This is a genomic window from Mucilaginibacter sp. P2_A5, assembly GCF_056404995.1.
Genome location: NZ_JBFUCY010000019.1, coordinates 86,487 through 112,197 on the forward strand (window position 1 = coordinate 86,487; position 25,711 = coordinate 112,197).

The window sequence follows — 25,711 nt, forward strand, 5'->3', positions numbered from 1 at the left end:
CTAACAACAATCTATATGAAAACAGTAAAAACCTTAGGACAATTTATTATAGAGAAGCAAGCCGATTTTCCGTATGCCAAAGGCGAACTTTCGCGGCTTTTGCGGGATTTAGGCATAGCGGCAAAAATAGTGAACCGTGAAATTAATAAAGCCGGACTAATTGATATTATTGGCGAAACAGGCGAAACCAATTCGCATGGCGAGCAGCAGAAGAAAATGGATATCTATGCCAACGAGCAATTTATTTCGGCGCTGCAAAGTGGTGGGGAATGTTGTATTGTTGTTTCTGAAGAGAATGAGGAACACATTTATATCGACTCCGAGATATCAAAAAACGCCAAGTACATCGTGGCTATTGATCCTTTAGACGGCTCGTCCAACATTGATGTAAATGTGAGCGTAGGTACCATATTTTCTATATACCGCAGAAAATCAAGCGAAGGTAAGGCAACACTTCAGGATGTTTTGCAGAATGGTACCGAACAGGTTGCAGCAGGATATGTAATATACGGATCATCTACCATGTTGGTATATACCACGGGTAAAGGCGTAAACGGTTTTACACTCGACCCATCTATTGGAGAGTTTTGCCTGTCGCACCCGGAAATGAGCATTCCTGCCGAAGGAAATACTTATTCGATAAATGAAGGATACTATACCCACTTGCCCGAAGGTGTTAAAAAGTATATTAAATATTGCCAGGTAGAAGATGATAAAACCAACCGCCCATATACTTCCCGCTATACCGGATCAATGATTGCCGATATTCACCGCAATTTAATAAAAGGTGGAATATTTATTTATCCAACCACTGCCCAATATAAAAACGGGAAACTTCGCCTGGTTTACGAGTGCAATCCCATGGCATTTATTGTGGAGCAAGCCGGCGGATTGGCTACCAACGGGTACGACAGGATTTTGGATATCGAGGTAGAAGAGCTGCATCAGCGATCGGCTATTTTTATAGGGTCAAAACTGATGGTAAAAAAAGCGCAGGAGTTTATGAATTCTTTTTCGCCTAAAAGTGTTGCCGTGCCGGTTTAGCGTAAATTGCTTGTTTAAGAGGTTGTATTAATGATCTGCATTTTAATAAAAGACAGCTGACCGGGAGACATAAACTTACCGTAAAGCATCCTCCTTTGATGGCGGGTGCTTTTTTATTATGTAGCAAATGCTGCTTATGCCACAATAAATAATCCCGTTTACAGTTTAATCTATAAGGTGATCCTTAGGGATTTACCAAGTACCTGCTGTTTCTGGCGCAACACCCACAAACTTTTACCGGTTTAATAACAAATGCAGCTTAATCATTATGCATATGGTCCCACCAGGTAAATTCAGGCCAACAGTGAAACATACCCTCTCTGTTTTCTAATCCCATCAACAGTCGCGGAAAAGCCATGCCTGTTATCTACTGCTATTAATGCCATTTTTATGACCATACTTATTTTTTTTATAGCGCACTGGTTTCTGTCGCTATTCTTTCAAACTTTTTTCCAGCACCGTTATGCTTCGCACCGAATGTTTACTACAAATAAATTCTGGGAGCGGATATTTTATTTAATGGCTTATCTTTTTGAAGGCACTTCGTTTTTAAACCCGCGGGCATATGCCATGATGCACCGCCAGCACCATGCTTTCAGCGACACAGAAAAGGATCCGCATTCGCCGCACTTTTTTACAGATGTTTATCAAATGATGAAGCATACTATTAAAACCTTCGGCGATTACGTAAAACGGACAAAGGATCCCGAAGCACAATTTCCGGGGCATTACCCCGAATGGCCAATAGTTGACCGCATGGGTTCTTCTATATTATCGAGGCTGCTCTTTGGCGCGGCCTATACCTGCTTTTATATTTTTTTTGCAACGCATTGGTGGATGTTTTTATTACTGCCGGTACATTTTATGATGGGGCCTATTCATGGTGCCATTGTTAATTGGTGCGGCCACAAGTATGGATACAGGAATTTTGACAATAAAGATAAATCAAAGAACACAACACCGTTTGATTTTTTGATGCTGGGAGAGTTATTCCAAAATAACCATCATAAGCACCCTAACAGTGCCAATTTTGGCAAGAAATGGTTCGAACTTGATCCTGTTTATCCAGTTATGAAGCTAATGCACTGGATGCGCATTATTACCTTAAGAGAAGCTTAAGATAGTGGTTTTTTGACCTGGAGAATATTAATAATGAAAACTGTTTAAGGCCGATGAACATCTGAAGGTGAGGCTGATTACTGCCCAAATTTCACCCCCTAATAGAAGCAATATCTAAACCTTTTTGTGGAAGAAACCAATTGCCTGGTGTAATGATGAGCTAAGCAGGAAAGAGTTTATCCGGTACAAGTTGTCATATCCCTATTGCAGAATAGTGATAGAGGTCATTTATTTCCACGCAGGACGTCATTACCTAATTCAACCATTTCGGGAATATTTGTAATTATAAACCAACCAATTTAAAAAGTGGCCCAGCTACTGTTTATCTCTGTAGATGTCAGGAAATCATGAAAAAAATCAGCGCGGTATTCGACGGTTTGAAATTTGCTGACAGCACATTGGCTTATGGAATCAAGTTGGCCGAAAGCAGCAAGGCGTTACTATCAGGTGTGTTCCTTGAATCTTTTCTCTATAACAGTTATAGCATGAATGACCTTATCGGGAGCCACGGCTATTCATCAGTAAAAATGAAACACCTTCTGGAAAAGGATAAAGAAACCAGGATAAAATCAGTAGATATTTTTGAAGAGGCCTGCAAAAAAGCACACATCAGCTATTCCATACACCATGATCCGAGCTTTGCAGTGCCGGAAGTGCTTAGGGAAAGTATCTATAGCGACCTGCTGCTGATTAGCGCTGGTGAAACATTCAGCTATTTACCTGATCATCGCCCGACGCATTTTATCCGGGAATTACTGGCGGGGACTCAGTGCCCGGTCATGATCATCCCACGGCATTACCGGGAAATTGAAAAAGTGTTGTTGTTGTATGATGGGAAACCGGCGGCGGTGCACCCTATAAAAATGTTTAACTATATGATGCCCTGGTTGCGTAGCAAAGCAACCGAAGTGGTTACGGTGGCGGATGCCCGGGATATGGCCGAACTCCCTGATGAGATACTGGTGAAGGAATTCATCGCATGCCATTACCCCGCGGCAACCTACACACTTTTAAACGGCGACCCCGAAGGAGAGCTGATTGCCTATCTTAAAAACAGCCGCAAGAACGCCCTGGTCGTTTTAGGGGCCTATCAGCGCAGCGGCGCTTCCCGCTGGTTCAGATCCAGCATGGCCGATAGACTTATGGAAGATGTAGATATGCCTTTGTTTATTGCTCATCATTAATCATGTGAAATTATAAGTTCAATAAATCATGGAAAAGATACTCGTTACCACAGACCAGTCCGCCAATTCAAAAGCGGCCATCCGTTTTGCCATTAAACTTGCCAAACAACGTAAAGCCGAATTGATCATCCTTCACGTCTATCATCTTCTAAAGCCTTTTAAATGGAGCGACCATGCTTTCGCCGAGTATACTGATAGCTTTAGAAAGAAAACGACGGAAGAAATGTCCGCATTTATTGCCGGTATCTATCATGATATCCATGAGGATGAGATCCGTTATCAGTTAGTGTTAGTATCCAATGTCGACGTAGTGGACGGGATTATGGAATATGCAAATAAGCACAGTTGCTCTTATATCTGCATCAGCACCCGCGGCGCAGGCGCCCTTAAAAAAATATTCGGCACGCATACCGCCAAATTGATCAGCAGATCCGTTGTACCTGTTTTGTGCATACCAAGCGCTTACCATTTAAAAGAATTAAAACATATCCTTTACGCATCCGACATGGCCGATTATGAAAATGAACTTAAAAAGGTCGTTGATTTTGCGAGGCCTATTCATGCCAGTGTAGAGATGATGCATATTTCCTATCCCTATGAATTTGCATTTGATAAGGAACTGGTGGAAGCCACACTGCAGAAAAAAACAGATTATAAAGTGAGCATACTAATTCCGGAAAGGGATATTAACCATGCTTTGCTTGAAGATATAGATGATGCGATCAGGATCAGCAAGCCGTCTCTTTTAGTTTTATTTACCCATCAGTCAAGGCCAATGTTTGAAAAGTTATTCTTTCCTTCTAACGCCGAGGAATATTCTTTTTATGGTAAAATACCATTACTCACCTTTAATAAAAATGAAGAAAAGTAAGGCTTTCCCCATACTTTTCTTCATTTAATGATAATGAGTAAACACATCTCATATCCCTGCGGCAATGAAATATCCCATAGATCATCCTTTTTCAATAACTGCAGACGAGGTGATCGGACTGGCTCAAACAGACGGCAATAAGGGGATTTCTGAGCGTGAGGCAGCGCGCCGCCGTAAAGCCTATGGCCTCAATTCCTACAAAACGCAAAAGAAAAAAAGTTTGTGGCTGATACTACTTGCCCAATTCAATAGCCCGATTGTTTATCTCTTGTTTTTCGGCGCAGCGGTTTCACTTTACTTTAAAGACCGGTTAGAAACCATTGCCATCCTGGCGGTTATTATTATCAATGCGTTAATCGGTTTTTTTATGGAAATGCAGGCTCGCAATTCCATGAATGCCCTGAAAAAAATGGATGTGATACTGGCTAAAGTGATCCGTGATGGCGAGGTTAGATCGATACCATCTGAAGAATTGGTGCCAGGCGACCTGGTGCCACTGGAGGCCGGTGATATGGTCCCGGCAGATGGCCGTTTAGTAGCCGTTCACAGCTTACAATGCGATGAGTCCTCGCTTACCGGTGAATCGCTCCCGTCTGATAAGGCGACCGAAGCCCTGAATGAAGACACCGTTGCCGGTGATCAGCATAACATGGTTTTCAAAGGTACTGCCGCAATTAACGGGAACGGGAAAATGGTGATCACAGGCATTGGGACAAATACACAGTTAGGCGCCATTACAGCTTTGGTCGAAAACTCGGGGGAGAATATTAGCCCGCTGAATAAAAAACTGAACAGGCTAAGCCGGAAACTTATCTGGATTACACTGGCCATGACCGCTATTTTTGCTGTAACCGGATTTATACAAGGGAAGGCACTGTTAAACATCATAGAAACCTCCATTGCGCTGGCCGTGGCCGCTATACCCGAGGGCTTGCCTATCGTAGCTACCGTAGCCTTGTCCTACGGAATGTTGCTGATGGCCAGGCGTAATGCTATAGTTAAGAAATTATCTTCAGTAGAAACGCTGGGCAGCACCGGGGTAATCCTGACTGATAAGACAGGCACCTTAACTGAAAACAAGATCCACGTGGACACGCTTGCGTTTCCGGAGGAAAGTATAAAAGTTCATATCGAAAATAACCTCCTGAAATTTCCGGGTGGCGTGATCAGGGTAAGTGCCGAAAACTTCGATAAGTTACTATTAACCGGCATTTTATGCAATAATGCAATAATTGCGGCTGAAGAAAAAAGCGGCGGGCAAAAAAAAGCCTCCGGCGATCCGGTTGAAGTGGCGTTGATTCAAACAGCCATAGCGGCGGGCTTGGATACGGGTGCGCTGATAGCGGAGTATGTACGTATTGAGGAAATACCATTTAGTTCAGAGCTAATGATGATGGGTACCCTGCACCAAACACCATCGGGATATTTTGCCGCGGCTAAAGGCTCGGTTGAAAGATTGCTGGAAAAATGCAGCCAAATACAATCGGGTAAGCTAATTAAAAATTTGGATGCCGAATACAGGAATGCTATACTTATAAAGGCCGGTAAAATGGCTGCGGGCGGGTTGCGGGTACTGGCTTTTGCCTACCGGTCGGGTAAAGCGCTTGATGCCAAAAACGTTTTAGATAACCTGACCTATGTTGGTATGGCTGGTTTTCTTGACCCGCCCCGTATAGATATCAAAGGGGCTATATTTAACTGCCGCCAGGCCGGTATTAAGGTGGTGATGATTACCGGTGACCATCCGCAGACAGCGCTGAACATTGCCCGGAAGGTGGGTTTGATTGATGAAAATAACAAAGATGTGATCACGGGAAGGGAACTGTCAGAAGCCAGGCTGTTAACAAAAGAATGGCGGCAACGTATTTTGGCTACCGCTGTTTTTGCAAGAACTTCGCCCCGGCAAAAACTGGAAATTGCCGATGTGTTTCAACAGGCCGGATTTGTGGTTGCCATGACAGGTGATGGTGTAAACGACGCCCCGGCTTTAAAAAAAGCCGATGTCGGTATTGCTATGGGCATCAGAGGAACCCAGGTAGCTAAAGAAACGGCCAGTATTATATTGAAGGATGATTCTTTCACTTCTATTGCCGGGGCTGTGGCACATGGCCGGGAGATTTTTCGGAACATTCAAAAGTTTGTGGTTTACCTGGTGTCCTGTAACCTGAGCGAGATATTCATTGTGACCATTTTAGGTGTGATTACCCCCACAGCGACTTTACTGCCGCTGCAGATCCTTTTCCTGAATATGGTGACGGATATCTTCCCGGCACTGGCGTTGGGTTTAGGTACCGGCGACCAGACCGTTATGCTGCGGCCGCCGAGAGATCCCTCAAAAGAAATGATCACCCGAAAGGATTGGATACGTATGGCCCTATATTCCGCCGCTATTACATCGGCGGTCATCATTTCGGTTGTTTATGCCAAAGAAGCACGCCACAGCGATGACCGTACCTGTAATAATATCGCCTTTATCACGCTCACCTTTGCGCAGTTATTCCATGTGTTTAATATGTCGTCAAATGGTTCCGGCTTTTTGGATAATGAGATCACCAGGAACAAATGGATATGGATTGCCATTTTGATTTGCAGCAGCCTTGTTGTGATGGTTTTTGCCGTGCCCGCACTACGTTTGGTTTTAGGCCTATCGGTACTTTCCATTAAATTATGGGTATCCGCCATGACCATTAGCCTGCTGCCATTGGTTGTTTTCCAGGCTTTTAAAGGGCTCAGGAAAATAAATAATAACCAAAGATACTAAAGCCGCAGCTGGCCTTTTACTGGCCGCTCATCGCCCAGCAGTACGCCCCATTGCTTATAATTTTCGGTGCGGTCGAATACGATTTTTAAAATAGACAGCACGGGCATCGCCAGGAACATGCCTGATAAACCGGCCATGACGCCGCCGATGATGATACCGACGATGGAAACAAGCGGGTTGATTTTGACCTGTGAACCAACAATACGCGGCATCAAAATATTATTATCCAGGAATTGTACCGCCGTAATGGCTCCCAACACAATCAACACATCAGTAATACTCTCGGATGAAGCCAGGGTTAATAATACGCCCAGAATATTACCAATTAATGCACCCAGGTATGGGATCAGGTTTAAAAAAGCAAAGATGATCCCGATCAGCAACGCATTCTGGATACMAAAAAGCCACAATGCCCCACCTAAAAGGATAATGATGTACGTGATTTGTATAAGCAGCCCTACCAGGTAGCTTTTAACCATTTTCTCAGTCTGCCGAACAACGTCCTCCACGTTCTGGTACTCGTCTTTTTTAAACCACATCAGCAGAAACTTTAAAAAAAGGTTCCGGTACAAGATGATCAGGTAGATATAGATAGGTAATAAGCCGATAAAGATGACTATGCCCGACAAAGAACCCGCCGCGCCGCTCAAAACACCACCCAGGGAGCTGAATAATTTTTTGCTCTGTACATTAATGAATTTCACCTGTTCTGCCGGGGAGTAGCCAAATGATCGGCTAATCCAGATACTCAGGTTATCCAGGTGTTTGGCCACGGTGCGTTGGATCTGCGGAAAATCATCCAACAACGCACCCACCTGGCTGGAGAACAGCCAAATGATCAGCGCTACAACAATTGTTAGTAATAATATAGGCAGAAAAACAGCAATGGCTTCGGGCACTTTTAGTTTTCTAAAAAGGCGAAATACAGGTAAAAGCATGAGGCTGAAAAAAAATGCCATTAACAAAGGCATAATAATCGTATTCGCGGCTACTATGATCGTTCCCAATACAAACAAACCAATGAGCTCTATGGCTCGTTTCACGGTCACCGGCATTTCTTTTACCATGGGCGTACAATTTTTACACTTCTTGCTATTGGCAGTTTTTAATTACCCAATATAGGCCTTTTATATTGATTTCCTATTCAGAGTTAATAGCCAAAAGAGCGCGCCCTTTCAGGTAGAGGATGGTTAACACTTGGCTTATAATCAATCATTGTCTTTTCTATTTCCCCCTTGCGCTGGCGATGCACTATGAGTTCCGATCTCGGTATGCCTTATTTGTCCCCCTAAAAATCCGGTCCATGCAACGAGCCCAAAGCCAGCTAAAGCTACCGTCAACGCCATTAACGCAACCGGCCTGATCAGGGAAGAGCCTTTTATTGTTACAAAAAGCCCGACCAAAGAGATTACGCCTATAACAATTAATCCGATCAAAGATATCAGGGCCGACTCTTCATGTTCTTCAATGACGTTTTTTGATATGCCCTGTAAATGTTCAACTGCTTCTTCGGCACCTTCTCCGGTTGCGTATGCTATACCGGCCCCTATGGCCGAGATGATCAAAATATTGTAAGCAGCAATTAAAGTAGAATTGCTTTTTCTCCATATCCCATGGATCAAAACAAATGCACCCAATGCGGTGCCGATGATCGGCAGGTGGGTGATCAGCAGGTGGATATGCGTTTGGTTCATAACTTTTTTAATCGAAAATAGCCATCTAATCGTACGATTTAAGTAACTGTCATCAAATGTATTAGTGATCTTTATCATTTCCGTTTTGCGGATATACAACCATTTTTATGATCTTAAAAGAACCGGACATGAAAACGATCCTGATGCTTACTGACTTTTCGGAAAATGCGAACCACGCCGCAAAAACGGCCATTAAAATTGCCATAAACCTAAATGCAGATATTTTGCTTTACAATAGTTATTATGACCGGCCGATTCTACCAACCTATGCCGGCGGCCCCTGGGTGCTGCAAGAGTTAGTTTTCCGCAAGGATGAAAGCGCCGCGCAACTCAGTCAATTGGCTATTCAACTGAAGCGTATCATAGCGGATATACCCAAATACGGATTTAAACCTAAAACCGATTACCAATGCGGGGAAGGGTCATTGGGTAAAAATACCGAGGCTATTATTCAGGAAAACAACGTTGGTCTCGTAGTGATTGGTGGCAGTACAGACAGTGCTGCGGACCATTTGCTCTTCGGCAGCGACACGATGGATGTGATCGATCATGCATCCTGCCCGGTTTTGATCATCCCGCCGAAAGCGGAAATGACCGAACTGAAAAAAGTAACCCTGGCCGTCGCTTTTGAATTAACGGATATTAACGCCATCAACTTTTTGACTGACTTAGGTAAACGATTAAACTTTCAACTGGAGATTGTTCATGTTTCACTCCTGGAAAAAAGCGATAATCCTGCAAAAGAGAATGCGACCCTTAATCATATTGACGCTATCAAACGAGATAATATAACGTATCTTGAGATCAGGGGAAAGGATGTTGCCAAACGATTAACAAGGTTGTGTAAAGATAATGGTTCAGCTATGCTGGCGCTGGTCCATCACCAGGATTGTTTTTTTTCCGGGCTTTTCTACAACTCAACGACAGCGCACGCATTGGAAAAACAGCGTATACCTTTAATGGTAATCCCCTCCGGAATGACCTGATCAAGCCGGCAAACTATTCATCGATCAAAAAAAGACTCAATCTCTTCGCGCCATTTAGCAACAGATAAGTTAGAAGTAATGAACATATTCTTTACCAATTCCGGTACTGCCGATGATAAGCATGTTTTCATCGCGACGAATGAAAGTTCAGTTTGCCAGTCGTATGGTCTGATTTTGGTCAATCTCTGGTCAGCAGGGGGATAGTTGTATACAGCATTTAATCGGTTAACCCTGGCCCGGTTGATACATTCTTTTTTCTACAGGCTGATAATATTCGTCCAGGTTTTCTGGGGTTCGTGCGTTATAACCCAAAATCTGCCTTAAACCCTCGTTTAATGTTTCACCAAACTTGTAACCTAATGCACGGGGGTAATCCAATTGCTGTTTAAAAAATGGACGGGTAAAAGCCATGGTGAGCGTTCGCCTTTGTCCATCTGTATTGTTTTTTCCGCTTGCATGCCACAGGTTGGAATCAAATAAAACAATACTTCCTTTTTTTACCACCGCGCGATCGGAGTTTTGGTAAAAAAAATCGGCTTCGGGCTTTTCGCTAAAGTGATGTGAACCTGAAAGAAAGTGAGTTGCGCCGTTTTCGAGGGTAAAGTCGTCCAGGATAACCATCATTTGAATCATTATTTTGAACTCGCCGGTATAACTCCGGATATCCCGATGGATGTTTTGAACATAGGGATTGTCGCCTTTTAAGTTAATTACTGCACCGAGTGAATTAATTATGTAATTGCCGTCCAAAAAATGTCTTATTTGGCTGTCGCAATATTTTCGATCAAGAAACTTTAGGGCGAAGGCATCTTTTTCAACCAGGTGATGTAATGTACCGTTCATGGCTGCGGCAATACCATTTTTAACCTGGATTTTTCTTCGCTCATCATAAGCCTTGGCTAACGAATTCGCAATCTCATCAACAAAATTTATATCTAACGCATCTTCGTAAACAATCCAACCGAAATCGGCCATAATCTTATCAAAAGTTTCCAGGTTAGCTTCGGAATAATTAAACTTATTTTTCATAATATTTTATTTATAAAGGATTAAACATTAGTTGCGTCGATAATTGAGGTGGTTGCTTCGGCTTTAGGGGCCGGCCGCCTATATAATGGAAAATAGCCCGCCTGAGAATCGACCCGGGACAAACTTGCCACAAGATTGTTATAAGCATCATGGTCATTAACGTAGCACCAAATCCGGTCGGTTATTTGTAAATCCGAAAAATACCTTTTGAATTCAAAAAGCGAGTCTTGTTTTCCGCCTACCCCGCCACCCAGGTGAAAGATTTTTTTACCAAGCCTTCGTCCTATAATACTTATTTCGTCGGTAAGTAATTTACTTGGCGATTCTTTTAAATAATCGGGCGAACTGGCCGAGAGATGATTTCTGATGATGCTTTCTGAAAGCAGCAAAACCGCACCGCAAATGAGTTCTGTGCCATTGTATATCAGGATAAGCTTATTTTCATAACCCTCCATATTAATAATGTTGGAAAAATAGCTTTCATCGAAATAATAATTTGGAGCCGCATTTACCCGATCCATGTTTTTGTAATACATATCTATGAAACATTTCATATCGTCGGGGCTGTTATTGTCTTTTATTATATAGCCCTTTTCGCGCATTTTCCTGATTTGCCGGCAAAGCCTTTTCTCGTATTTACTCCTTTGATCCTCGATGGATATCGATAAGTCTATATACAACGTTGTGCCGTTGCTTTTTAAGCCGCCAATGCTTTCGAGTATGTGATCCTGATTCAGGAAGGGGTGAAGGCGGGCGAATATGCAGATTGCATTTTCATCTTTCATGAACTTGGTAAAAGCTTGCCTGAAAGCAGCTATTATGTCTGCAGGCACGGTGCGTAAGTCGATATTTGACACGGGCCCGCCATAGCCATAAACAGAAGTCATATCATAAAAAGCTGAATTTTCTATTTTCCTTTTTATTACCGGCAGAGCAATAAAAAGATGTTCCTGTTCATAAACAAAAAGAAGTTGTTCTCCTTCTTTGTTTAAGGAATGATAGTACCAGCTATGAAAAATGTCATGAGCATATGTGCGATTAATGTAGGCATCCCAGCCATCTTTATCCCGGATGGTAAATTGTTTGTAAGCCATAAATAATTGTAATTAAAAAAGGTTTGATTGAAATATCAGTTTTCAATAAAAAGCTTTTGCACCTCGCCGGTACTTAAGCCAAAAAACAGGTGTGATTGGAAATTGTTAAATTAACTGCCGCGGCAGCGACGATAGGATACACAATAAAACCTAAACAAGTGCAATTGTAGTTAGGCCCTTTTTGGGAAATTGGGATTGTACGGCTAACAGATAGATAACATTGGTAAATACCAATGTTTATCGCGTTGTAGTTAAATCAGGAATTTTACTGTATTGTATATTTTTTGGAACCTATGTCTTTTCAACTCAAATAACAGATATCTGTTAATATATAACAACAACAGCTTTGCCCGTTGGATGCCATTATAGCTAAAATGTTTAATAATAAGGTTAAAGTCACTTATTACCATTTCCATCCTTTTTTCTGTTTTAATCATGCTCCAAATGCCACCAACGTGATTACGGTAGCAACTCATAACCTCGGGCATTACATATATTTTACCGCCGGTAACTGATGTTGAAAATATCTTAAAAAATTTGTCGGCTGCAAAGCAGCTAAAATACCAGGGTTGATTAAACAGCTGGTTAATTTTGTTGATGTTACGGTACACCACAGTTGCCGTTTTTGTTTCAACTTGCTTGCCCGTGAGTAAATCATGATAGGTGTGTATTAGCGGTACAGGCTTTGGGGCTACGTATAAAGTATTCCCATCGGTATCAATTACGCGCGTATAATGGCAGCAAATGATGTATTCGGGGTTCTGCTCTAAAAAATCCACTTGTTTCTGTAGTTTCAGTGGGTTGGTCCAGTAGTCATCGCCATCACAAAGGGCAATATACTTTCCGGTACAGGCATTCAGCGTATCGATCATGTTTTGATGAGCCCCTACATTTTTAATCGCTGAAATTATTTTTATTTTGCCGGGGTATTTTTCTTTGAATGATTGTAATATGGCCGAAGTCTCATCTGTAGAGCAATCGTCGCCGACTACAATTTCAAACGGAAAGTTTGTTTGCTGCATTAAAAAGCTTTCAATTGTTTGTGTAATAAATTTGTCCTGATTGTAAGTTGTACAGGCGACACTTACCATGAAATTATCTTTAATCATGTTGTATTTTATTAATCGGATTAAGGTTCTTTTATATTTGGCAGCTTGCCAACAATTAATGTTTGCCACAGCATTCGCAATACCGGTTACATGAGCCAGTTATGATAAATAAACCAGATTAAGCGCTAAGCAATGTGTGGTTATTGCAATAGTTTTTTGCATCTGAAAAACAAAACACGCGCTCATTTGGGCTTTGATTTGTCAAATGTATTCAATAGATATTCAATTATTTATCTGCGTATTTATTTGAAAATAAATTGTAAAGAATAGCTAATGCTTTCACACAAATGGTAAAATTTATTTTACCATTTGTGTGAAAGCTGACACCTTATTAAAGCTTATATAGTTAATGTAGCTTATAACTTCATCAATCGGCCTTTGTGCCGGGTATTTGTTGATCCAAAAAATTGCGGAGATTTTTATTTGATAACAAAAGCGCCGAAAATGTAAATTGAAGGATAAAGTATTTTACATCTTCTGTGTAATTTTTCAGATAATTTACAATTGGCGTTCAATTCTTTTGTTTTGTAATATGCTGTTATACAATTAAATAAATTTGAGTTTGCAAATAATTACTTAAAAGGTATAAAATAAAACTCAAAATTATGTGTGGAATAGTAGCTTATATAGGCTTTCGTGATGCCTGGCCAATTGTAATAAATGGCCTTAAAAGATTGGAGTATCGTGGGTATGATAGTACCGGTATTGCCATTATAAACGAGGTAGGTTTTAGTATTTATAAAAAAATTGGTAAGGTGTCGTCTCTTGAGGCCTTTACTGAAGCAGAGGACAAAAGCGGACACGTTGCTATTGGCCACACCCGCTGGGCAACCCATGGCGCACCATCTGATGTTAACTCTCATCCGCATACGTCAAATGATAACCGGTTACACATCATTCATAATGGTATCATTGAAAATTATGCCACGCTGAAAGCAGAACTGGTTAACCGGGGCCATTGTTTTAAAAGTGAAACAGATACAGAGGTACTAATTCACCTGATTGAAGAAATTCAAAATATTGAACAAACCGATTTGATGGAGGCCGTCCGTTTAGCTTTGAATACAGTAATTGGTGCGTACGCTATTGTGATTTTAGACCGGGAAAATCCCGGACAATTGGTTGCAGCCCGAAAAGGCAGCCCGCTGGTTATTGGGGTTGGCAAAGGCGAATATTTTATCGCTTCGGATGCAACGCCGATTATTGCATATACAAAAAACGTTATCTATTTAAAAGATAATGAGATAGCCCTTATAAAGCGTGACGAGCTATTGGTTAAGCAACTTGATAATGTTGTCCAAACCCCATTGATACAAGAACTTGAAATGAAACTGGAGTCGCTTGAAAAAGGAGGTTTTGAACATTTTATGTTAAAGGAAATATTTGAGCAGCCACGCTCTGTGACAGATTGTATGCGGGGCCGCATATTTCCGAAAATTGGAAGAGTTGAGTTGGGTGGCGTAAAAGAATATGCCGAAAAGCTCAAAAATATTGATCGCATAATTATTGTTGCCTGCGGTACTTCCTGGCACGCAGGTTTGGCAGGGGAGTACCTGATAGAAGAATATGGGCGGGTTTCTGTTGAAGTAGAATATGCTTCGGAATTTAGATACCGCAACCCGATAATAAGTGAAAGGGATATTGTATTGGCAATCTCTCAATCCGGTGAAACCGCGGATACCATGGCAGCAATAGAAATTGCCAGAGAGAAAGGTGCAACAATTTTAGGGATATGCAATGTTGTTGGCGCTTCGATACCCAGAATTACCCACGCCGGGGTTTACACCCACGCCGGCCCCGAAATTGGGGTGGCATCAACAAAAGCTTTCACAGCGCAGGTTACGGTACTTACACTATTAGCTTTGTATATAGCTCAACAAAAAGGCACTATTTCTTCGTCGAAACTTATTTATTTGTTATCTGAACTTGAAACAATTCCCGACAAAATTCAAACGCTTCTTCAGGATAATGATTTAATTAAAAATATTGCGTTGAAAATTAAGGACGCCTCCAATTGCTTGTTCCTTGGTCGTGGCAGCGGCTTCCCGGTGGCGCTGGAGGGAGCATTAAAGCTCAAGGAGATCTCCTATATCCATGCCGAAGGATACCCGGCGGCAGAAATGAAGCATGGTCCCATAGCTTTGATTGACGAAGCCATGCCCGTTGTATTCATTGCTACCCAAAACTCGTCATATGACAAGGTTATAAGTAATATACAGGAGGTCAAGGCCCGAAAAGGGATTGTAATTGCTATTGTTACCCAGGGAGATGTGACGGTGAAAAACATGGCAGATTATTGTATAGAGATACCCCCCTCAGATGAAGCATTTTTGCCATTACTGGCAACTGTACCGCTACAATTGCTGGCATACCACACCGCTGTACTCAGGGGCTGTAATGTTGACCAGCCACGCAATCTTGCCAAATCAGTTACGGTTGAGTAAGATTATGATGAGCTGATATCAATGCTATTTTAAGACGATAGCGTAGGTTCACATCCCCAATATATACTAAGATAAACATAGCAGGTGTAAGCCTGCTTTTTTTATGTGATACTGTTACTGCGAACAACTACTCTTTATGTGCCTTAAAACGCAAATTTGATAACAGCAGCGTTTTTTGTGATCGGTTATTTAACAAACTGGTAAAAAAACGCCGAATTATTATAAAATCAGCAGCGGTATGCATCTGAAACTATATACTGCAGCGGTAATAAATAGTTCAAAAATGATAATTTTTTACAACGGTTTTACACGGCCTGCACATGACCACGACTGTTGTTTTACATGTTTTGTAAACTAAACCGGCCAGGTTTACAATTTATTTTCAATCATTAAAAACGCTATGTTGTTGAACCTCAATCGGGTAATTTTAGTTTATCAAACAGGAACAAATCATAAGCCTTTTGATAAACTAAAAGATGATAAAAATAATGATAGTCGGTTGTATTGCGTCATTGATGATGTTATCTGGCTGTGCAGCCCGCCGCGACCTGGTTTACTTTAGCAATATGGCCGAGACCGCAACAGTAAACAAATCACAAGATCAACAAGTGTTAATTAAAAGAGGCGATGTGGTAAATGTTACGGTCAACAGTTTAAGCCCCGAATCGAATAACCTGTTCTATGGTAATAAAAATATGGGAACAAACCCCAGGCCAGGTTCCGAAGGTTATAAGGTTGATAAAAATGGCAATATTCAACTGCCCTTGATCGGTGAGATTAAAATTGAAGGGCTGAGCGTTGAAGATGCCCAAACAGCAATCGCATCGCAGCTAATAAAGCATGTAAAATCGCCGGTTGTAGACTTAAGATTGAGTAATTTCAAAATTACAGTTATAGGAGAGGTTAATAAACCGGCAACCTTTATTATAAACGATGAACAGGTAAACGTACTTGAAGCACTGGGCCTTGCCGGCGACATGACTGTTTATGGAAGGCGCGAAAATGTTTTGATCATCAGGAATGAAGACGGGAATAAGACCATGACAAGGTTGAACCTGAATAAGCTTGAGTCGATGAAGTCACCTTATTTCACCCTGAAACAAAACGATATAGTTTATATAGAGCCCGACCGGTCAAAAGCGGTGGAGTATAGTCAAAATACACGCATGATGCCCCTGGTAATTGCTTCTATATCTGCTATAGCGGTGTTAGCAGCCGTACTTTTAAAAAGATAACTGATACCCCCTTTTTCATAATGTTAAAGAAAGCCAACATGGACGTTAACGCTAAATCAAAACAATCTTTGCCAGGAAGTGACTTTAAGCTTAAAGCAATGCCATACTTAAAAAATTGGTACGCTTTTCTGGCAGGTTTGTTTGTTTGCCTGCTGGTTGCCTGGGCGTATCTTAATTGTGTTACGCCCCGGTATAAGATAACAAGTACGTTACTTATTCCCGATGATAAAAAGGGGGATGGTATACTAAAGGCAACAGCGTTTAGTGATTTGAATATGTTTCAGGAAGCAAAAACAGTGGATAATGAAATAGAAGTTTTACGCTCAAAAGATTTGATTTATAGTGTGCTTGAACGCCTGAACCTTGAAGTTTCTTATTTTGATGAAGATATCTTTAAAACAAGAGAGTATTATGGCGACGATCGCCCATTTATTTTAACAGCTATTAAATTGGGTAGCAAGGCTTATCTTAAAAAGCTTCACATTCAAAATTATTCACGGGATAAGTTTTTATTAACCGAAGAGAAGGTGAGTTGGCTATATCGCTACGGACAAGTTGTGAATCATAAAGATTATACATTCAAGGTTGATAAAGGAGCTGAATTAACTGCTACAGATAAACCGGTTACCATCAGGTTTAATAATTTAAAAAATCTGGCCGCTTTATATAGTGCCGGGTTACTACAGATAAATCCGGTGATTAAAGAATCTAATACCATTCTGTTGAGCATTAATGATGCTGTGCCTGAGCGTGGTGTAGCAATCCTTAACAATATTATTAATACGTATAACGATGAAACTGTCAAGAAAAAAAATATAACAGCGCTTAACACCATTTTATTTATCGATAAAAGGCTCAGGACAATGGAAGATGATCTGTCATCTGCCGAAAAAGACATAGAAACATATAAACAACAAAGCGGGGCGGCCGAAATAAATGCAGGCAGCCAGGTTAATCTTGTAAAGTCGGCAGAGTACAATCAATTACTTGAAGAATCAAATGTTCAACTTGGCATTGTAAAATCGATAGAATTTTACCTAAACCAATCGGGTAATCAATTCAATGCCGTTCCCAGTGCTATGGGATTGAAAGATCCGGTTTTGAATTCGCTTGTAAGCAGATTCAACGACCTTCAATTGGAAAGAAACAGGATGTTAAACAGCGCAAACTTAAGCAATCCGCTAATTGAAGATTTGAGCCGCCAGATAGCAAGTTTGCGTGCAAACATAAAAGAGAATTTAACAAATATTAAAAAGGGGTTTATGATAGGGCATAATCTTCTTAAACAAAACTCAGCACAGTACGACTCACGGATACGGTTGGTACCTGCCGTTGAAAGAGGGCTGTTGCAGCGCAGTCGCGAGCAAGGGGTGAAAACAAACTTATATCAATATTTATTGCAAAAACGCGAGGAAACGGCTTTGTCTCTTTCGGCAACTATTCCGTCATCGCAAATTGTCGACAGACCGGCATACGGTCCTGTTCCTGAATTTCCGAAGCACCAATTAACTTATTTAATTGGTGGAATCTTTGGCTTATTAATTCCTGGTTTTTCAATTTTTTTAAAGCAAAAACTTAATGTAAAGGTTACAAGTTCTGCCAATCTGTTAAATATACCTGGAGTCAGGCTACTTGGCGAATTAAGCCATAACAACGGGCTGGAAGGGGCAATTGCTGTACGAAAGGGGAGCACCACAGTCATTTCTGAATTATTTAGGTACATCCGCAGTAATATAGGCATTTTAAATCAGGGCCTTCCGCAAAAAACAATATTGGTTACGTCTACTATGAAAGGAGAAGGCAAAACATTCTTTAGTGTAAATCTTGGAATTACACTCGCTTTGTTAAGTAAACGTGTACTTATCATAGAATTTGATTTACGTAAACCCGACCTCCTGAAAAGTTTAAATCTGACGCAGACAAAGGGCATCACCGATTATATAGAAGGCGAAATAGATTCTTTGTATGAATACATTCAGCCTGTTGGCGAATCCGAGAACCTTTTTGTTTTGGGATGTGGTACACTTTCCGAGAGGCCATCAGAGCTGTTATTGGATAAACGGGTTGAACAGTTGTTTAACTGGTGTAAAGCTCAATTTGACTATATAGTTGTGGATACATCACCGGTTGGTACAGTTTCCGATGCCCTTAGTCTGGCCAGTTTTGCCGATTTAAGTATTTACCTGGTGCGTTATAATTATACCAGTGCCCAGCAATTGGATATACTGAAAGATATTTATGATAACGAGAAATTAAAAAACCTTATGGTTGTTTTAAACGATGCAAAAAAGCAAAATCGTAATGCCTACGCGTATGGAGGCTATGGTTATGTTCCGTATGGCGCATAGTAATTATTCTTTATCAAATATTTGTCAGTTAATAACTTCTATAACATAATTTAAAAAATATACCTGTAAGTGGATTGGCGAAGCTATATGAGGTTGCCAACAAACTTGTTGCAGTGTTTTTCACAGGTAAGCTTAAGCTAAATAGATCTGCACTGTCAAATTGATTCCTTTAAGCCCCGCGCTTAACTACAAAAAATTAAAAGCCACATCATGTAAGTGAGATGGCGAAGCCGTAGCCACCCCTCAAATATTGCTCGTTACAAATAAACACAATCATGCAACCATCATTAAATACCTCGAAAGTGTCGATATCAAATTTGCGCGAAAAAAAATGGCTTGTAATTTATACCAGGCCCCGGTGGGAAAAAAAGGTTGATAAACTGCTAAAGCAGCAAGGCATCGAGTCGTATTGCCCGGTCAGGGAAGTTGTTAACCAATGGGCTGATAGGAAAAAAGAAGTAAGCCTGCCTTTATTTAGTTCATATGTTTTTGTAAGGGTCGACCTTTTTGAACAGGCTAAAGTACTGTACGTTTTAGGCGTAATGGGCTATGTGTATTTTATGGGCAGGCCTGCAGTAGTAAAAGATCATATTATCGACCAAATAAAGTACAACCTCGACCACTACAAAGACTTAGAGATGGTAAGCCTGGCAGGAATAGCGATAGGCGATATTGTAAAAATAAGGGCCGGCGTACTTACCAATCAAACAGGTAAAGTGGTTGAAGTTAAAGGTAAGCATGTATTAATGGTGTTCGACAGTATTAACTGCGCCCTGGTAACCCGCGTTCCTGTACAAAATTTAACTATACAAAACTCAAATCAAAATTATGAAAATTGAAAAGTACCAATCAAAAATTGGAATTATAGGCCTGGGGTATGTGGGCTTGCCTTTGGCAGTTGAGTTCGCAAAAAAATATAAAGTATTTGGTTTCGATATAAACATAAACAGGATTAATCAGCTGAAAGCCGGTATCGATCATACTTTAGAAATTAGCAAAGATCAACTTAATGCGGTGATAACGCCGGTATGCACAACACCCACCGGCTTATATTTTACAGACGATATCGAGAAACTAAGACCATGTACAAGGTATATTGTAACGGTGCCCACACCCGTAGATAAGAATAATCGCCCTGATCTGACCCCTTTAATAAACGCAAGCATGTTGATTGGGAAAGTACTTAAAAAAGGAGATATCGTGATTTACGAGTCGACAGTTTATCCGGGCGTTACTGAAGACGAATGTATGCCCGTACTGGAAAAGGTATCCAAATTACGCTATAATATCGATTTTTTTGCCGGCTACTCACCGGAGCGGATTAATCCGGGAGATAAGGATCACACGGTAGCGAATATTCGAAAGATCACTTCGGGCTCAACTGCCGAAACTGCAGATATTGTAGATAAACTTTACAATTCGGTTATTACGGCAGGTACATTCAAAGCCGATTCTATAAAAGTGGCCGAGGCGGCAAAGGTAATTGAAAATGCCCAACGCGATATCAACATAGCCTTTGTAAACGAGCTTGCCATGATTTTTAATAAACTTGGGATTGATACCAATAAGGTATTGGAAGCAGCAGGCACAAAATGGAATTTTTTAAATTTCAGACCCGGTTTGGTTGGGGGCCATTGTATCGGAGTCGATCCGTATTATCTTGCTCAAAAAGCCCAGGAAGCAGGTTATCATCCGGAGATTATTTTGGCCGGACGCCGCATAAACGATTCAATGGGGGCCTATGTTGCTGATCAGTTTATAAAACAGATAACACGCAAAGGAACGTCGCTGATAGATGCCGAAGTGCTTGTGCTCGGCTTTACCTTTAAAGAAAACTGTCCTGACGTTAGAAACACCCGGGTAATAGATATTATTAAACGTTTGGAAGAATATAAAATAAAAGTGCATGTTCATGATCCCTGGGCTAACGCAGAACAAGCAAACCGTATTTACGGCATAATATGTGAAAACGGTGAGTCGAAAGAAAGGAAATACGATGGGATTTTACTTGCTGTTGCCCATGAACAATTTAAAGACTTGAATTTAGGAAGCCTTTGTAAACCTCATACCGTGCTGTACGACCTGAAAGCCTTTTTGCCCGACGGCCTGGTAAACGCACGCCTGTAATATCACTTAGATGAATTATAAACAAAAAACCATTTCGGGCATTCTATGGTCCCTATGGCAGCAGGTGAGTTCAAAAATCGTAGGGTTCCTGATATCATTATTCCTGGCCCGTATGCTTGATCCTGCTCAGTTTGGCTTAATTGCCATGTTGGCAATTTTTATTGCAATAGGCAATTCGTTATTAGATAGTGGTTTAACAGCTTCATTGATACGCACCCCCGATGCAGATGGGCGCGATTTTTCAACAGTTTTTTACTTTAACCTGGTTGGCAGCTGCTTTTTATATGGTGTATTGTTTTTTGCCGCCCCTTTCATTGCCGATTTTTATCAGCAGCCGCTTTTAACTGCCATCATACGTGTTTACGGAGTTATTTTAATTATCAACGCTTTTTTTGGTGTTCAAAGTACGTTACTGGTGAAAGATATGAAGTTTAAACTGCAAACAAATATTCAAATTCCGGCGGCCATTGGAGGGGGGCTTTTGGGTATCCTTCTGGCAAGGTTAGGTTACGGGGTGTGGAGCCTGGTTTGGATGGGGCTATGTACATCTTTCCTGTCAACTGCACTGCATTGGATCTATTCGCCATGGAGGCCGGCTTTGCTGTTCGATAAAGCGTGTTTTAAAAAACATTTCTCTTTTGGTTATAAAATGACTTTATCTGGTTTGCTCGATACCGTTTATCAAAACCTTTACTTAATAATAATTGGTAAATACTTTTCTGCAAGCCTGCTTGGTTTTTACTGGCGTGCAGATACCATTAGCCAACTACCCATAAGTAATATTTCAACTGCGGTTAATAAGGTTGCTTACCCAATGTTTGCACAAATAGCACATGATCCGGCACGATTAAAAGAGGTTTATAAAAAGTTAATGCAACAGGTAGTGTTTTGGAACGCACCGGCCTTAATATTCCTGAGTTTAATTGCCAGGCCACTTTTTCATATTTTACTAACAGATAAGTGGCTGCCTGCGGTACCTTTTTTTAAGATATTATGCCTTTGTGGTATTATGTACCCGCTTCATGTATACAACCTGAATATTTTAAAAGTGCTGGGTAAAAGCGCCCTGTTTTTTAAATTGGAGGTAATTAAGAAAATATTAAGTGTTGCCGGAATATTACTTTTCATTCCCTTTGGAATATACGGGTTATTGTACTTCCAGTTATTTTTTAACCTCATTGCTTATTACATAAATTCAGTTTATAGCGGCAGGTTAATAGCCTACCCAATAATGGAACAAATTGAGGATATTCTTCCAATCCTGGTGATAGCAGGTACGTTGGGGGTTACATGTTATTTCCTCGATATGCTGTTAACCTCCCTTTATACTCCTGCAGCTATGCAAATTGGCATTGTTTTCATAATTTATTTTGGAGTTTATTTTGGTGCAGGCTTATTAGTGAAACTTTCGGCGATTAAAGATTTTAACCAATTAATTCTTAAAAAATGATACCTGTAACCAAACCATTTCTGCCAACAGAAACCGAATTCTGTGATTATGTGAAAAGTATTTGGGAACGCCAGTGGCTCACAAACAATGGCCCTTTGGTAAATACGCTTGAACTGAAGTTGAAGGAATACCTGGGCGTCAATCATCTGTTATATGTTACAAACGGTACAATTGCATTACAACTTGCAATTAAGGCATTGTCATTAAAAGGCGAGATTATTACAACACCATTTTCCTTTGTGGCAACAACAAGTGCAATTGTTTGGCAGGAATGTACCCCTGTTTTTGTTGATATTGATCCCGAAACCTATAATATTGATCCGGCTAAAATTGAAGCCGCTATTACCTCAAAAACATCTGCCATATTGGCCACACATGTTTTTGGTAACCCTTGTGATATTACAGCCATACAGGAAATTGCCGATAAGCATCATTTAAAAGTTATTTATGATGCAGCACATTGTTTCGGGGCCATTTATAAAAACCGGTCTGTATTTGAATATGGTGATATCAGTACAACTAGCTTTCATTCAACAAAATTATTTCATACTATAGAAGGAGGCGCGGTATTTACCCAGGATCCGGAAATTTTGAGAAAACTGGCGTTGATGCGCAACTTTGGCTTTTCTGGAGTTGATTGTTTTTCAGAACAGGGTATCAATGCAAAAAACTGCGAATTTCATGCGGCCATGGGCCTTTGTAATTTACGTTATGCTGATGAGATATTGAAGAAGAGGAGGTACCTGACCGAACAATATATGTTACGATTAACTAACCTGGACGTACAATTTCAAAAAATTGAAAATGCCGACGATTATAATTATGCATATTTCCCGGTTTTGTTTAGTTCAGAGGAATTGATGCTGGAGAGTAAAGCTAAGCTTGAATTGGCACAAATATACAGCCGCAGGTATTTTTTTCCGTCTTTATCAACCTTACCATATGTAAACGGTATGAAAATGCCGGTTTGCGATAGTGTCGCCTCCCGCATTTTGTGTCTGCCGCTATATCATACCTTAACTTTGTCGGATCTTGACCTGATATGCCGTTTGTTGCTTAGAACCCAAAATTTTACGGAAGGAAGTCAGCCGAGACCCAGTCGTTTTGGTAAGCTGGTAGCAGATAAAATTGAGTGGGAGTTAAGCGTAAAAAACGGCAAAATATGAATGGAGCCGAAATTGTGGTTAGTATTTGCTGTATCACCTATAATCATGAAAAATTCATTGCGCAGGCTATCGATAGTTTTTTGATGCAGCAAACAAATTTCAGTTTTGAAATAATTATTGGCGACGATTGTTCTACGGATGATACGCTTCCTATTATCAATCAGTTTTCGGCAAAATACCCAGGCAAGATCAAAGTGCTTACATCTCCTGAAAACATAGGTATTCATCGTAATTTTATCAGGTGTGTTGAGGCGTGTAAAGGAACATATATAGCCCTTTGCGAGGGCGACGACTATTGGACAGACAATTATAAGTTGCAAAAGCAGGCAGATTTTTTAAAATCTAATCCTGGCTATATTATGTGTTGTCACTATACCCGCGTTATAACTGCCGATAACAAAACAATATATGCACACCCTAAACCAATTCCACTAACACATAGTTATTATGATTTGCTTGCCGGCAAACAAGAGGAAACAAAAACAGCAACGGTACTTTACCGTAATCTGCCAATAGTCCATAGTTTGTTTTTAAGTAAGTTATTTTTTAATTGCTATGCCGGAGACAAGATATTTAAACTTTACGCCACATTTCATACGGGCCAAAAAGTATATGTTATGCCCGAAATAATGAGTTGTTACCGTAATCACGAGGGCGGTATATGGAGTATGATAAACGCCAATACAAGAATGAAAAGGATGATCAGCGATTTTAATTTGATTATCAGGAACTTTTCTTATCCAACGTTGCTGAGAAGAAAACTACTTAGTTTGTATATTAAAAGGTATCTGGTTTTCGAACTGAATAACCTGCAAATAAGAAAGGCATACAACACTGTTAAATATCTGCTTTAACTCATCAGCGAAAAATAAATCTTCATGAAAATAAAACCCGGATTACAAGTAAAACCCCGCTTGTTTTTTATTATTCCTTCTTTAATGGGCGGGGGGGCCGAAAGGGTGTTAATATCATTGGCAAATTATTTTAACAAATTAAATTTTCAGTCTGTAATCGTTTCGTTAAATCAGCATACTCCAGCTTATGCTATTGACAAAGGCGTAAAAGTAGTTCATGTGTTGAACAGAAAGCGGCATAATTTGGTATATCGGTTTTACGCCTTTTTAAAGACTTTTTATGTGCTGATTAAATTGTTGAGAACCGAGAAACCGGTTTGTACGGTATCATTCATAACATCGGCCAATATATGGGCTGGTATAACCTGCAATTTTACCAATACTCCGTATATCGTATCCGAGCGAACATCGCCAAACCGAAGCTTAAATAAATTTGGTTATCTGCATAAAAAACTTGCCGCATTAATATATACCAAATCGGCGTCGGTGGTTGTTAGCGCAAAGGGAGTAGGCGACTGCCTGTTAGCGACAAAAGGTTTTACACATTTAGATAATATAAACAGAATAATGAATGCCGTGACAACCTTTGATAGCCTGACTCCCGGTAAAGTACACGTTCGGAAATTTATATTGGGCGTTGGTCGATTAGCCTTTGTTAAAGGCTTTGATATACTGGTTGCAGCGTTCGGTCTTGCCAATCTTGAAGATACCGATTTATTGATAATAGGAGAAGGTGAAGAGAGAGCAAATCTTCTTTATCAGATTCATTGCCTGGGATTACAGGAAAAAGTTATACTTCCCGGAACAAAGACTAACCTGCAGGATTATTATAGCCAGGCCGAAATGTTTGTGTTGCCTTCCCGGAATGAAGGTTACCCTAACGCGTTGGTCGAGGCGATGAGCTTAGGATGTCCCTGCATTGCAGTAAACTGCGATTTTGGACCTTCGGAGATTATCAAAGATGGCGATAATGGCATTTTAATAGAAAAGGAGTCGATTATTGTTTTGGCAGATGCGATAGTGTCTTTAAACAGCGACGATGACCTTAAAAAAAGGATAGGAACAACAGCACGAAACATTTGCGACAGCAACAGTGCGGTAAAAATATTAGGTGAGTGGGCAAGTTTAGTCAATAAGCATGCTAAGGATACTGCTACTGTACCCTGACCTTAAAAATGATATCGTCAAATTATTCA

20 protein-coding genes are annotated in these 25,711 nt (G+C 40.6%); 15 read left to right on the forward strand and 5 right to left on the reverse strand.

What is annotated here, in order from left to right; genetic code table 11:
- The first annotated feature begins 15 nt into the window (after positions 1 to 15).
- The 5 genes from fbp to AC1DXF_RS17770 all read left to right on the forward strand — a co-directional run bounded on the left by fbp (position 16) and on the right by AC1DXF_RS17770 (position 6,979).
- Positions 16 to 1,044, forward strand: a complete 1,029-nt coding sequence (gene fbp / locus AC1DXF_RS17750) for a class 1 fructose-bisphosphatase (RefSeq protein ID WP_477450062.1) — start codon at positions 16 to 18, stop codon at positions 1,042 to 1,044.
- A 390-nt stretch (positions 1,045 to 1,434) separates the two neighbouring features.
- On the forward strand, positions 1,435 to 2,163 hold the full coding sequence (locus tag AC1DXF_RS17755) for an acyl-CoA desaturase (protein WP_477450063.1): 729 nt from the start codon (positions 1,435 to 1,437) through the stop codon (positions 2,161 to 2,163).
- Between the two features lie 347 nt (positions 2,164 to 2,510).
- Positions 2,511 to 3,347, forward strand: a complete 837-nt coding sequence (locus tag AC1DXF_RS17760) for a universal stress protein (RefSeq protein WP_477450064.1) — start codon at positions 2,511 to 2,513, stop codon at positions 3,345 to 3,347.
- Positions 3,348 to 3,375: 28 nt separating this feature from the next.
- A complete protein-coding gene (locus tag AC1DXF_RS17765; RefSeq protein WP_477450065.1) occupies positions 3,376 to 4,218 on the forward strand; it encodes a universal stress protein in 843 nt (280 codons plus the stop codon).
- Positions 4,219 to 4,282: 64 nt separating this feature from the next.
- Positions 4,283 to 6,979, forward strand: coding sequence for a cation-translocating P-type ATPase (locus tag AC1DXF_RS17770; RefSeq protein ID WP_477450066.1), 2,697 nt, complete (start codon positions 4,283 to 4,285; stop codon positions 6,977 to 6,979).
- Here AC1DXF_RS17770 and AC1DXF_RS17775 read toward each other — a convergent pair.
- Both AC1DXF_RS17775 and AC1DXF_RS17780 read right to left on the reverse strand, forming a co-directional pair.
- The gene (locus tag AC1DXF_RS17775) at positions 6,976 to 8,046 is read right to left on the reverse strand and encodes an AI-2E family transporter (protein ID WP_477450067.1); all 1,071 of its coding nucleotides are present in this window, start codon (positions 8,044 to 8,046) and stop codon (positions 6,976 to 6,978) included. The genes AC1DXF_RS17770 and AC1DXF_RS17775 overlap by 4 nt on opposite strands.
- A gap of 141 nt (positions 8,047 to 8,187) precedes the next feature.
- Positions 8,188 to 8,751 (reverse strand): DUF2231 domain-containing protein, encoded by a 564-nt coding sequence (locus AC1DXF_RS17780; RefSeq protein ID WP_477450068.1) that lies wholly within the window; start codon positions 8,749 to 8,751, stop codon positions 8,188 to 8,190.
- A gap of 50 nt (positions 8,752 to 8,801) precedes the next feature.
- Between AC1DXF_RS17780 and AC1DXF_RS17785 the strand changes: the two genes are divergently transcribed.
- On the forward strand, positions 8,802 to 9,659 hold the full coding sequence (locus AC1DXF_RS17785) for a universal stress protein (protein ID WP_477450069.1): 858 nt from the start codon (positions 8,802 to 8,804) through the stop codon (positions 9,657 to 9,659).
- A 225-nt stretch (positions 9,660 to 9,884) separates the two neighbouring features.
- On the opposite strand, the gene AC1DXF_RS17790 is transcribed toward AC1DXF_RS17785, so the two are convergent.
- The 3 genes from AC1DXF_RS17790 to AC1DXF_RS17800 all read right to left on the reverse strand — a co-directional run bounded on the left by AC1DXF_RS17790 (position 9,885) and on the right by AC1DXF_RS17800 (position 12,891).
- The gene (locus tag AC1DXF_RS17790; protein WP_477450070.1) at positions 9,885 to 10,688 is read right to left on the reverse strand and encodes a phytanoyl-CoA dioxygenase family protein; all 804 of its coding nucleotides are present in this window, start codon (positions 10,686 to 10,688) and stop codon (positions 9,885 to 9,887) included.
- Positions 10,689 to 10,708: 20 nt separating this feature from the next.
- On the reverse strand, positions 10,709 to 11,782 hold the full coding sequence (locus AC1DXF_RS17795) for a GNAT family N-acetyltransferase (RefSeq protein ID WP_477450071.1): 1,074 nt from the start codon (positions 11,780 to 11,782) through the stop codon (positions 10,709 to 10,711).
- 251 nt (positions 11,783 to 12,033) lie between these two features.
- Complete coding sequence (locus AC1DXF_RS17800) at positions 12,034 to 12,891, reverse strand: glycosyltransferase family 2 protein (RefSeq protein WP_477450072.1); 858 nt, start codon at positions 12,889 to 12,891, stop codon at positions 12,034 to 12,036.
- Positions 12,892 to 13,496: 605 nt separating this feature from the next.
- On the opposite strand from AC1DXF_RS17800, the gene glmS reads away from it, so the two are divergent.
- The 9 genes from glmS to AC1DXF_RS17845 all read left to right on the forward strand — a co-directional run bounded on the left by glmS (position 13,497) and on the right by AC1DXF_RS17845 (position 25,682).
- Positions 13,497 to 15,335, forward strand: a complete 1,839-nt coding sequence (glmS, locus tag AC1DXF_RS17805; protein ID WP_477450073.1) for a glutamine--fructose-6-phosphate transaminase (isomerizing) — start codon at positions 13,497 to 13,499, stop codon at positions 15,333 to 15,335.
- Between the two features lie 476 nt (positions 15,336 to 15,811).
- A complete protein-coding gene (locus AC1DXF_RS17810; RefSeq protein WP_477450074.1) occupies positions 15,812 to 16,570 on the forward strand; it encodes a polysaccharide biosynthesis/export family protein in 759 nt (252 codons plus the stop codon).
- A gap of 98 nt (positions 16,571 to 16,668) precedes the next feature.
- Positions 16,669 to 18,918: a GumC family protein gene (locus tag AC1DXF_RS17815; RefSeq protein WP_477450075.1), complete on the forward strand. Its 2,250-nt coding sequence runs from the start codon at positions 16,669 to 16,671 to the stop codon at positions 18,916 to 18,918.
- A 275-nt stretch (positions 18,919 to 19,193) separates the two neighbouring features.
- Positions 19,194 to 19,757, forward strand: a complete 564-nt coding sequence (locus tag AC1DXF_RS17820) for a UpxY family transcription antiterminator (protein ID WP_477450076.1) — start codon at positions 19,194 to 19,196, stop codon at positions 19,755 to 19,757.
- Complete coding sequence (locus AC1DXF_RS17825) at positions 19,747 to 21,045, forward strand: nucleotide sugar dehydrogenase (protein ID WP_477450077.1); 1,299 nt, start codon at positions 19,747 to 19,749, stop codon at positions 21,043 to 21,045. The genes AC1DXF_RS17820 and AC1DXF_RS17825 overlap by 11 nt, the downstream gene beginning before the upstream one ends.
- A gap of 10 nt (positions 21,046 to 21,055) precedes the next feature.
- Positions 21,056 to 22,495, forward strand: coding sequence for a lipopolysaccharide biosynthesis protein (locus AC1DXF_RS17830; protein ID WP_477450078.1), 1,440 nt, complete (start codon positions 21,056 to 21,058; stop codon positions 22,493 to 22,495).
- Positions 22,492 to 23,661, forward strand: a complete 1,170-nt coding sequence (locus AC1DXF_RS17835; RefSeq protein ID WP_477450079.1) for a DegT/DnrJ/EryC1/StrS family aminotransferase — start codon at positions 22,492 to 22,494, stop codon at positions 23,659 to 23,661. Before AC1DXF_RS17830 ends, AC1DXF_RS17835 begins: the two co-directional genes overlap by 4 nt.
- Positions 23,658 to 24,515 carry a glycosyltransferase gene (locus tag AC1DXF_RS17840; RefSeq protein ID WP_477450080.1) on the forward strand — a complete coding sequence of 286 codons (858 nt, stop codon included), beginning with the start codon at positions 23,658 to 23,660 and terminating at the stop codon, positions 24,513 to 24,515. The genes AC1DXF_RS17835 and AC1DXF_RS17840 overlap by 4 nt, the downstream gene beginning before the upstream one ends.
- 24 nt (positions 24,516 to 24,539) lie before the next feature.
- Positions 24,540 to 25,682: a glycosyltransferase gene (locus AC1DXF_RS17845; RefSeq protein ID WP_477450081.1), complete on the forward strand. Its 1,143-nt coding sequence runs from the start codon at positions 24,540 to 24,542 to the stop codon at positions 25,680 to 25,682.
- Positions 25,683 to 25,711 lie beyond the last annotated feature (29 nt).

Bases quoted from the DNA above. Each gene is read 5' to 3' on its own strand.
- fbp (WP_477450062.1), top strand. From the start codon at position 16: ATGAAAACAGTAAAAACCTTAGGACAATTTATTATAGAGAAGCAAGCC.
- AC1DXF_RS17755 (WP_477450063.1), top strand. From the start codon at position 1,435: ATGACCATACTTATTTTTTTTATAGCGCACTGGTTTCTGTCGCTATTC.
- AC1DXF_RS17760 (WP_477450064.1), top strand. From the start codon at position 2,511: ATGAAAAAAATCAGCGCGGTATTCGACGGTTTGAAATTTGCTGACAGC.
- AC1DXF_RS17765 (WP_477450065.1), top strand. From the start codon at position 3,376: ATGGAAAAGATACTCGTTACCACAGACCAGTCCGCCAATTCAAAAGCG.
- AC1DXF_RS17770 (WP_477450066.1), top strand. From the start codon at position 4,283: ATGAAATATCCCATAGATCATCCTTTTTCAATAACTGCAGACGAGGTG.
- AC1DXF_RS17780 (WP_477450068.1), bottom strand. From the start codon at position 8,751: ATGATAAAGATCACTAATACATTTGATGACAGTTACTTAAATCGTACG.
- AC1DXF_RS17785 (WP_477450069.1), top strand. From the start codon at position 8,802: ATGAAAACGATCCTGATGCTTACTGACTTTTCGGAAAATGCGAACCAC.
- AC1DXF_RS17790 (WP_477450070.1), bottom strand. From the start codon at position 10,688: ATGAAAAATAAGTTTAATTATTCCGAAGCTAACCTGGAAACTTTTGAT.
- AC1DXF_RS17795 (WP_477450071.1), bottom strand. From the start codon at position 11,782: ATGGCTTACAAACAATTTACCATCCGGGATAAAGATGGCTGGGATGCC.
- AC1DXF_RS17800 (WP_477450072.1), bottom strand. From the start codon at position 12,891: ATGATTAAAGATAATTTCATGGTAAGTGTCGCCTGTACAACTTACAAT.
- glmS (WP_477450073.1), top strand. From the start codon at position 13,497: ATGTGTGGAATAGTAGCTTATATAGGCTTTCGTGATGCCTGGCCAATT.
- AC1DXF_RS17810 (WP_477450074.1), top strand. From the start codon at position 15,812: ATGATAAAAATAATGATAGTCGGTTGTATTGCGTCATTGATGATGTTA.
- AC1DXF_RS17815 (WP_477450075.1), top strand. From the start codon at position 16,669: ATGCCATACTTAAAAAATTGGTACGCTTTTCTGGCAGGTTTGTTTGTT.
- AC1DXF_RS17820 (WP_477450076.1), top strand. From the start codon at position 19,194: ATGCAACCATCATTAAATACCTCGAAAGTGTCGATATCAAATTTGCGC.
- AC1DXF_RS17825 (WP_477450077.1), top strand. From the start codon at position 19,747: ATGAAAATTGAAAAGTACCAATCAAAAATTGGAATTATAGGCCTGGGG.
- AC1DXF_RS17830 (WP_477450078.1), top strand. From the start codon at position 21,056: ATGAATTATAAACAAAAAACCATTTCGGGCATTCTATGGTCCCTATGG.
- AC1DXF_RS17835 (WP_477450079.1), top strand. From the start codon at position 22,492: ATGATACCTGTAACCAAACCATTTCTGCCAACAGAAACCGAATTCTGT.
- AC1DXF_RS17840 (WP_477450080.1), top strand. From the start codon at position 23,658: ATGAATGGAGCCGAAATTGTGGTTAGTATTTGCTGTATCACCTATAAT.
- AC1DXF_RS17845 (WP_477450081.1), top strand. From the start codon at position 24,540: ATGAAAATAAAACCCGGATTACAAGTAAAACCCCGCTTGTTTTTTATT.